The following is a 7,837-nucleotide window of genomic DNA, read 5'->3' as shown; positions in this document are numbered from 1 at the left end:
GGCGTCTCGACGTCGAGGCCGACCTGCACGGTGCCGTCGGGGAGGCGAAGAATGCTCAGGTCAGGGCGGAGGTGGAGGCGGGTGGGCATGGCACCAGGCTGCCCGCGGACGGGCCCGCGCGACAGGGCCGCACGGGAGCTGACGACACCGGGACAACACCGCCGGTGCCTGCCCGGACATGCGGCCGGGGCATCGAGCGTGATGCTCGATGCCCCGGCGCGACGTCTGCTGCGGCGCTCAGGCCTTCGGCAGGAAGCGGGTCAGATTGGTGCCGCACACGGGGCACTTGGCCTTCGCGATGCGGGTGCCCTTCTCATTCACCGTCACGGCGCCCTCGGCTTCGCGGTGATCCTTACACTTCACGCAGTAGAACTTTCCGCTGTAGGTGTCGTTCGCCACAGGTTTCCTCCTGGCTGATTTCTGAACCCCGGCGGGCGGCCGTCGAGGCGCTGACCGGTTCAGCATAGGGCACTAGGGAGAATAAGCTCCGGCTAAGGACGCGGAAGGCCCCCGGTGTGTCGCACGCCTGCCTTCCCCTGCGGGCGTCCACCACTCCGGGGGCCGTGCGGATAACCTAGCGTGCCGTTGCCGCATGGGTCAAAGCCGTCGGTCTGGTTGCCCGGAATGGAGCATGCGGGGCCTAGGCTGTCGCGCATGCCGACCGAGGGGTATGAGGTGCGGGATTCGAGCCGCCGCACGCGCACGATGACGGCCTTCCGGGAGGAGGGTCGGCTCGTGGTGGTCGTCCCCGAACACATGACGGCACGGCAACGCCGGGCGCTGATCCCCGGGCTCGTCGAGCGCTACCTCACCAAGGAGGCGCGGCAGCGCCCCCCGCGCGGCGATCACGAGATCTCCTCTCGGGCGCGTGAGCTCTACCGCTCCTACATCGCCCCCCACACCGACCAGCCCGAACCCGTGATCGGTGCTCGGTGGGTGTCCAACATGGCCTCGCGATGGGCCTCCTGCACGCCGAGCAGCGGTGAGATCCGTGTCAGTGATCGGCTGCAGACCATGCCCGCCTGGGTGTTGGACTACGTGTTGCTCCACGAGGTGGCGCACTTCGTCGAGCGCGAGCACAACGACCGGTTCTGGCACCTGGTCAACGCCCACACGGAGTCGCCTCGCGCGCGCGGCTTCCTCGAGGGTGTCGACCACGTGAAACGCACCGCGGGCTGACGGGCTCAGCTCGCGTCGCCCTTGCCGCGTTCTTCGTCCAGCAGGCGTGCCAGTTGCGCGTCCAGATCGTCGGCGGCCGGGGTGACGTGACCGTTCTCGGCGAAACCCAGAGGGTCATCGAGGTCGGCTCCGGTCGGCACCAAGTCGGGATGGTTCCACACGGCATCGCGTCCCTCGACTCCGCGTTGGGCGCGCACGGCGGCCCACAGGTTGGCGGCATCGCGGATCCGCCTGGGGCGTAGTTCCAGGTTCAGCAGCGTCTTCAAGGCGGCCTCCGAGGTCGACGCGGACGCCCGCCGCCGCCGCACGACCTCCAGCAGCGCGGCGGCCCGGGGCAGGTACGCGGCGCTCGCCTGAGTCACGACGTCGTCAACCCACCCCTCCACCAGCGCGACCAAGGTCTCCAGCCTCCCCAGCACCTCGGTCTGTTCCGGGGTGAGGACGGGCTTGAAGAGCTTGCCGGCCAGCTGGTTGCCGAACTCCTCGATGCGCTCGGGGCTCAGCCCCCCCGACATCTGTGCCTCGATCGCCTCCTCGAAGGCGGCCGAGTCCAGGGTCAGGTCGCGGGCGTACTTCTCGATCAGGGCGAGCATCTGCGGACCCAGCCAGCTCACCTGGGCGAACAGCCGCTGGCGGGCCGTTTCGCGCAGCGCAAGGTAGATCCGGACGTCGGACAGCGGAACATCCAGGCCGTCGGCGAACGCTCCGACGTTGGTCGGCAGCAAAGCGACCACGGGACGCTCGGTGAGCGGGAATCCCAGGTCGGAGGTGCTCAGCACATCCGTGGCGAGCCTGCCGATGCCCTGGCCGACGTGAGCGGCGAGCATGCCCGCCGCCGCGGTGCGCATCATCGGCTCCATCATCGCCGCCATGCCCGCGAACTCAGGCTCGGGACGGTCCATGAGGCCGGCGACCGCGCCGGTCAGCGAGGAGGACACCGAGCCGGTGAGGTGTTCCCACGTCCCGATGGTCTTCTCGACCCACTCGGCGCGGCTCCAGGCGACCGGTGCGGTGTCGATCCGGCCCATCGCCAGATGTTCGTCGAGCCAGAGGTCCGCCAGCGCGACGGCGTCGCGGATGGAGGCCGCCTGCGTGGGGGAGGGCGTCGGATCAGGACCTGAGGCGGCCGTGGTCTTGCGGGCCACATCTTTGACGAGGATCCAGTTGAGCCCATCGCCGTCACCGGCGGCCGACATCTGCTGGCTGAACTGAGCGAAGGCCTGCTGTAGGGGGCCGACGAGTTGGTTGATGTCGAAGGTCCCGTCGGGCCCGGGCTGGATGCCGAACTGTCGGAGGAACTCCTCCATCGGGTTCGGATCGTCTCCGGTTGCCATGATCGATCTCCCTTCGGTGGTGTCTCCATTGTGCGGCATGATGCAAGCCCGGGGGCGGGGAAAAGGGCTGGCCCGGGTAGTATCCCTGCCATGACGAGGCAGACGTGGACGGCCGCCGTGTCCGCGTTGATCTTCGTCATCGCGGCCGCCGTGCTCGCCATGACCCCCGTGCCCTTCGTGACGTACGCACCGGGAGCCACCTTCGACGTGTTGGCCGACGCCGACCAGCCGCCGATCGACATCGTGGGTGCCCCGAGCTACTCGGCCACCGGCACCCTCTTGATCGCTTCCACCTCGGTGACACGGCCGGGGGCCCCTGTCTCGCTCCCAGAGGTGCTGTACGCCCATGCAGCCGCGGATCGCGAGGTGTTTCCGCGGGACGCCGTGTACGCCGCCGGCGCCACCAACGCCGAGATCCGCAATCGCGAGGTCGCCCAACTAGCCACTGCGCAGTCCGACGCCGCGGCCGCCGCTTTGCGGGCGGCCGGGTTCACGGTGCGTCAGGTGCCGATGGTCCAATCGGTCGCGCAGACCGGCCCCGCCGTGGACAAGCTGTTCCCGGGCGACTTCGTCTTGGAGATCGACGGCGTCCCCACCGCCACCACGGCCGCCGTGCGGACCGAGATCGAGAAGCGCGCCATCGGTGACCCGGTCACCTTCACCGTCCAGCGTGACCTGCCCGACGGCACGCGTGAGCGGCTCGCGGTCAAGATCGACACCACCGCCTCCAAGACCCAGGCCAGCCTGCCGGTCTGGGGTGGCAACCTCACCATGGGCTACTCCTACGATCCACGGATCAGCTTCCACCTCGACTCGAGCCTTGGCGGCCCCACCTCAGGGCTGATCCTCGCGCTCGGCGTGTACGACCGGATCACTCCCGACAATGTCGTCAACGGCCGCGTCGTCTCGGGTGCGGGCACCATCGACGGGGTCGGCAATGTGGCGGCCGTGGGGGGCATCAAGGAGAAGCTCGTCAGCGCGGAGCGCGCTGGAGCCGAGGTCTTCTTCGTTCCCTCGGGCAACTGCGTCGACATGGAGGGCGTTTCGGCGCGGGCGCGGATCGTCAGTGTCTCCACGCTGGACGATGCCATCAATGCGCTGGACGCGCTGGCCGACCCGGCCACCGAGGCTCTCGTGAAGGGATGCACATGAGTGACGACGCGTTGATCGCAGCGCTGATGGAGATCGAGCGGCACGTCGGTCACGGCGGCTGGGATCAGCCCGCGCGACTGTTCGCCCTGGTGCCGACCGCGGAACTGCTGGCCGCCGAGCCGTCCCTGGCCGAACAGCTGGCCCGCCCCGAGGCGCAACCCGACGATGCGTTGAGCTCGATCGAGCAGGAGGGCTTCAATGGCGGGAGCGAAGTCATGGACGCGCTGGCGGGGATCGGGTGGCCCGCCAGCGTCTTCGGCTGCGCCGTCGCCCTGGAGCGGCTGTTCGTCCCGCCGCACGTCGAGGACGACCTGCCGGAGGATCCGGCCGAGGCGGAGACGTTCGTCGCGCACCATCCGGAACGCCAGGACGTCCGCGTGGTCGTCGGTGTCACCCGCACGGGCGCCCAGTACGGCGTGGCACGCCTCAAGACGCGACCCGAGGAGCTTCTCGCGGCCCAGGACCTGGTTCCCGGGCTCGCCGAGGTGCTGTCGCGTACGCTGACCGCATAACAACTTCCGAGGAGCCCCTGGACGTGCCAGCCGCCACCGTAGCCCCGCGCCGTAGCCCACTGCTGATGACGGCGGTGATCATCGCCGTCGCCATCGCCGCCTTCTTCGTGTTCGCCGCCGTGTGGACCGAGAAACTCTGGTTCGACTCCACCGGATTCTCGGGGGTGTTCACCACACAGCTGGTCGCCCACGTGGTCTTGTTCGTGCTGGCGGCCCTCGTCGTGGGTGGTCTCATCGGCACGAACATGTGGGTGGCGCTGCGGCTGCGTCCCCGGCAGCGGACCCGAGGATCCTCGCAGGTCCTGGACCGTTACCGAGACCTCCTCGAGAACAACCGGGTGGCCGCAGTGATCATCCCGTCCGCGGTGTTCGGCGTCATGGCGGGCATGTCGATGTCGACGCAGGTCATGCCCGTGTTGGCCTGGCTCAATCGCAAACCGTCCGGCATCGTCGACCCGTACTTCGGTCTCGACACGACCTTCTACATGATCGACTACCCCGTCCTGCGGCTGGTGCTGTCCCTGCTCATGAGCGGGCTGGCGTTCGGTTTGGTCGCTGCTGCCGCGGTGCATTTCGCGGTGGGCAACATCGTCATCAGCCGCGAGCGGCGTGGCGTGGGCGCCCCGCGGGTTGCCCGGGTGCACCTGTCCATCGTCGCCGCGGTCATCTTGCTGGTCTTCGGGCTGCAATGCCTGGTAGACCGGTTCGGGCTGCTGCTCCAGCAGGGATCGCTGTTCACCGGACTGCAGTACACCGACGGCAACGCCCGCATGACCGCGCAACTCGTGCTGGCCGTGATCTCGTTCATCGTGGCCGCCTTGTTCGTCGTCAACGCGTTCGTGAACCGGACGATCCTGCCGGTCGTCGGGGTGGTGCTGATGCTCGTGACGAGCCTCATCCTCAGCATGATCTACCCGGCCGTGGTGCAGACGTTCCAGGTGCGGCCGAACGAGCCTGATCGCGAGAACGACTACATCCAGGCGCACCTCACCGCCACCAAGCAGGCGTATGGCCTCACGGACGCGAGCATCGAGGACTACGCCGCCGTCACGCACGTCGCTCCCGGACAGCTCAAGGAGGACGCGGCCGCGTTGCCCGGCATCCGCTTGATGGATCCGCAGGTGGTCGGCCCGGCCTTCGAGCAGTTGCAGCAGGTGCGTGGCTACTACTCCTTCCCCGACATCCTCGACATCGATCGCTACACCATCGACGGCCAGGAGACCGATGTCGTCGTGGCGGCGCGGGAGCTGAACGAGGCGGGCATCCCCGACCCGAACTGGAACAATCTCCACACGGTCTATACACATGGGCATGGTTTCGCGTCTGCCTACGGCAACCGTCGTCAAGGCAACGGCGAACCGGTCTGGGTGACCCGCGACATCCCGCCGGTCGGCGACATCGAGGAGTCGCAGTCCCGCATCTACTTCGGTGAGCAGTCGACGAACTTCGCCATTGTGGGGCGTCTGGAGGGCCAGTCACCCATCGAACTCGATACCCCGGGCGGGGCCGAGGGCGGCGGCGAGCAGTACAACGAGTACGACGGCACCGGCGGGGTCCCCATGGGTGACCTGTGGGGTCGGCTTCTGTTCTCCACCCGGTTCGCCGACCTCAACATCCTGCTGTCGGATCGCGTGAACGCGGAGTCGAAGGTCCTCTATGACCGCACCCCGAAGCAGCGGGTGGAGAAGGTCGCCCCGTGGCTGACCGTCGACCAGAACCTGTACCCGGCCGTCGTGGACGGCCGCCTGGTGTGGATCGTGGACGCCTACACGACGTCCAACACGTACCCCAACAGCCAGCGCGTGCAGCTGAGCCAGGCCACCTCCGACACGCAGTCCTCCGCCCTCGGCGGGCAGGCGGACCAGCCCATCAACTACATCAGGAACTCGGTCAAGGCCGTGGTGGACGCCTACGACGGCAGTGTGAAGCTGTACGCCTGGGACGAGTCCGATCCGCTCCTGCAGACCTATTCGGCCGCGTTCCCGGGTACGGTGACGCCGCGTTCTGAGATCAGCGCCGATCTGTTGGAGCACTTGCGCTACCCGGAGGACCTGTTCAAGGTCCAGCGCCAGCTGCTGGGGCGCTACCACGTCTCCGATCCTCGGGTCTGGTACAACGGCACCGACATCTGGGAGGTCCCGGTCGACCCGGTTCAGGGCAACGACGGCACCAAGGAGCCCAGTTACTACCTGTCGATCAAGTGGCCCGGAGATACCGCGCCCACCTTCAGCCAGACGGCCGTGTTCGTGCCGCGGAGCCGGCAGAATCTCGCCGCCTACCTAGCCGTGAACGCCGATGCCGCCTCCGCTGATTACGGGAAGCTCCGTATCCTGCGGATGTCGGACACGCAGCAGATCGACGGTCCGGGGCAGACCCAGAACGCGATCACGCAGAACCAGTCGGTGGCGGCCGAGTTGCTGCCGTACCAGCAGAATCGTGGGGCGGCATCGATCAAGTACGGCAATCTGCTGACGCTGCCGATGGGCAACGGTCTGCTCTACGTGGAGCCGATCTACACCGAGCGGACGGGCAATGCGGGCGCCTACCCGGCGCTGACGTTCGTCGTGGTCCGCTTCGGCGAGCACATCGGGATCGGGAGCACGCTCCAAGAGGCGCTCGATCAGGTGTTCGCGGGTGACGCGGGCGCCGACACCGGGGAGTTGCCGACGACCGACACGGGCGGATCCACGGCGAACCCGACGCCGACGCCGACTCCGACCGGCACGGTGGACGAGGCCGCGACGGTCACCTCGTTGCAGCGGGCTCAGCAGGCGTTCACGGATGCGGATGCCGCCCTGCGCAACGGGGACCTCGCCACCTATCAGGCGAAGACCAACGAGGCCAAGCAGGCGCTGGCCGACGCGTTGCGGCAGATGGGCCGCTAGCCGGCGGCGGGGCTAGCTGGCTCGGCGTGCGAGCTAGCTGGCATCCGGCGCCTCCGCGGCGCGCACCTCGGCTTCGAAGCCGGCGTCGCTGACCTGAGGGATCAGCGCGTCCGCTTCGCCGACGACGACCAGCGTCGCCGTCTCCGGGTCGAGCAGGGCAGCAGCCACCTCGGTAGCCTGCGCCGGTGTGACGCGCGAGTAGGCGCTCAATTGACGGGTCACGAAGTCCGCCGGCAGCCCGGCAGATGCCTGTCCGAGGACCCCGCCGGTCACCCCGGATGCGGTGGCGAAGCGCAGCGGCGTGGTGCCGGTGAGGTAGTCCCGGGCTCTGGCCATCTCCTCGGGCGTCAACGCGTCGTCGTCGAGCCGGAGCAGTCCACGGGTCAGCGTGAGTGCTTCCCCGAGAACCTCGGTTCGGACGGCTGCCTGCGCGTAGCTGATTCCTCCCTGGCGCAGTGGGGCGTTGACGAGGCTGATGCCGTACGTGAAGCCCTTCTCCTCCCGGAGGACGCGGTTCAGCCGGCTGAGGTAGGCGCCGCCGATCGCGTGGGTGGCCAACTGCAGGGCGGGCCAGCGGGGATCGGCCCGGTCCAGGGAGGGCCAGCCGAGTCGGACGTCCGCCTGAACGGCGCCGGGCCGATCAATGATCAGGGCGCGCGGGCGCTGCGCCCCCGGGCGGAGATGAAGCGCGGCCGATGGTGCGGGATTGCGCCACGTTCCGAAGGCGTCGGCGATCTGGTCGGACACACCGGCCCGCAGGTCGCCGGACACCACG

Annotated in this window: 7 protein-coding genes; 4 read left to right on the top strand and 3 right to left on the bottom strand. The window is 68.6% G+C overall.

Annotation, left to right across the window (positions count from 1 at the left end; translation table 11 throughout):
- Positions 1–237 precede the first annotated feature (237 nt).
- Positions 238–399 carry a DUF5679 domain-containing protein gene (locus V7E09_RS13325; RefSeq protein WP_324512378.1) on the bottom strand — a complete coding sequence of 54 codons (162 nt, stop codon included), beginning with the start codon at positions 397–399 and terminating at the stop codon, positions 238–240.
- A 255-nt stretch (positions 400–654) separates the two neighbouring features.
- Here V7E09_RS13325 and V7E09_RS13320 point away from each other — a divergent pair, with 255 nt between their 5' ends.
- Positions 655–1,179 (top strand): M48 family metallopeptidase, encoded by a 525-nt coding sequence (locus tag V7E09_RS13320; RefSeq protein ID WP_324512379.1) that lies wholly within the window; start codon positions 655–657, stop codon positions 1,177–1,179.
- A 5-nt stretch (positions 1,180–1,184) separates the two neighbouring features.
- On the opposite strand, the gene V7E09_RS13315 is transcribed toward V7E09_RS13320, so the two are convergent.
- Entirely contained in the window at positions 1,185–2,513 is a 1,329-nt protein-coding gene (locus tag V7E09_RS13315) for a zinc-dependent metalloprotease (RefSeq protein WP_324512380.1), read from the bottom strand.
- A 90-nt stretch (positions 2,514–2,603) separates the two neighbouring features.
- On the opposite strand from V7E09_RS13315, the gene V7E09_RS13310 reads away from it, so the two are divergent.
- From V7E09_RS13310 to V7E09_RS13300, 3 genes are all read left to right on the top strand, one after another.
- Positions 2,604–3,665, top strand: coding sequence for a YlbL family protein (locus V7E09_RS13310; protein ID WP_324512381.1), 1,062 nt, complete (start codon positions 2,604–2,606; stop codon positions 3,663–3,665).
- Complete coding sequence (locus tag V7E09_RS13305; protein WP_442956894.1) at positions 3,662–4,177, top strand: PPA1309 family protein; 516 nt, start codon at positions 3,662–3,664, stop codon at positions 4,175–4,177. Before V7E09_RS13310 ends, V7E09_RS13305 begins: the two co-directional genes overlap by 4 nt.
- Positions 4,178–4,242: 65 nt before the next feature.
- Positions 4,243–7,062, top strand: coding sequence for a UPF0182 family membrane protein (locus V7E09_RS13300; RefSeq protein WP_324512383.1), 2,820 nt, complete (start codon positions 4,243–4,245; stop codon positions 7,060–7,062).
- A 33-nt stretch (positions 7,063–7,095) separates the two neighbouring features.
- Here the strand turns inward: V7E09_RS13300 and V7E09_RS13295 are convergent.
- A partial coding sequence (locus tag V7E09_RS13295; protein WP_324523525.1) for a M16 family metallopeptidase occupies positions 7,096–7,837 on the bottom strand: 742 nt, incomplete at its 5' end.

Origin of the sequence: Propioniciclava sp., from assembly GCF_036744435.1 — a bacterium.
In the GTDB taxonomy this organism is placed as follows: domain Bacteria; phylum Actinomycetota; class Actinomycetes; order Propionibacteriales; family Propionibacteriaceae; genus Propioniciclava.
This window is presented reverse-complemented; position numbering and strand designations above follow the sequence as displayed.

Bases quoted from the DNA above. Each gene is read 5' to 3' on its own strand.
- V7E09_RS13310 (WP_324512381.1), top strand. From the start codon at position 2,604: ATGACGAGGCAGACGTGGACGGCCGCCGTGTCCGCGTTGATCTTCGTC.
- V7E09_RS13320 (WP_324512379.1), top strand. From the start codon at position 655: ATGCCGACCGAGGGGTATGAGGTGCGGGATTCGAGCCGCCGCACGCGC.
- V7E09_RS13305 (WP_442956894.1), top strand. From the start codon at position 3,662: ATGAGTGACGACGCGTTGATCGCAGCGCTGATGGAGATCGAGCGGCAC.
- V7E09_RS13300 (WP_324512383.1), top strand. From the start codon at position 4,243: ATGACGGCGGTGATCATCGCCGTCGCCATCGCCGCCTTCTTCGTGTTC.
- V7E09_RS13315 (WP_324512380.1), bottom strand. From the start codon at position 2,513: ATGGCAACCGGAGACGATCCGAACCCGATGGAGGAGTTCCTCCGACAG.